Annotated in this window: 1 protein-coding gene; it reads left to right on the forward strand. The window is 64.8% G+C overall.

Features of this window, described 5'->3' with window-relative positions; all coding sequences use genetic code 11:
• A partial coding sequence (locus HV670_RS30320) for a hypothetical protein (protein WP_175108588.1) occupies nt 1-647 on the forward strand: 647 nt, incomplete at both ends.

A 647-nucleotide genomic window follows, 5' to 3' on the forward strand; every position in this document is an offset into this window, starting at 1 on the left:
CACGCTCGACAACAGCGGGGGCACGATCGGTACCCACGCACAGGCGACAGTGACGGCATCGAGTGTCGATAACCGGCGTGGCACGATCACATCGGACCAGGCGCTCGCCGTGAAGGCGAGCGGCAAGTTGGACAACACGTCCGGCAAGTTGCAATCGAGCAGCACGGTGCAGGTGGCTGCGGCCAGCGTGAACAATACCGCCGGTCGTATTGTGGGCACTGGATCCTCTCCGGTATCGGTGTCGGCAAGCGGCCAGATCACGAATGTGGCCGGTACGACGGCGCAAGGCGAGGCGGGTGGCCTGATTGGCGGCAACGGCGACACCACGGTCCATGCAGCCTCGATTGCCAACAGTGGCACGATCACCGCCCAGCACACGCTGAACGCGGTCGCATCGGACAGGCTCGACAACCGCAAGGGCAAGCTGAGCGGTGATAGCGCGACTGTGACCGCTGCCGCCATCACGAACGCGAACGGCACGATCGGCGCGAACGAGTTGCACGTCTCCGCCCCGCAGCTCGACAATAGTCGTGGTCAGATTGCCGCGAATGCGCTGAGCCTGACCGCGCTGAACCTGATGAACCAGCAGGGGACGATCAGCCAGCTCGAATCCGGCGCGACCACGCTTGCCGTGACGAACGCGCTCG

The organism is Pararobbsia alpina (assembly GCF_902859895.1).
In the GTDB taxonomy this organism is placed as follows: domain Bacteria; phylum Pseudomonadota; class Gammaproteobacteria; order Burkholderiales; family Burkholderiaceae; genus Pararobbsia; species Pararobbsia alpina.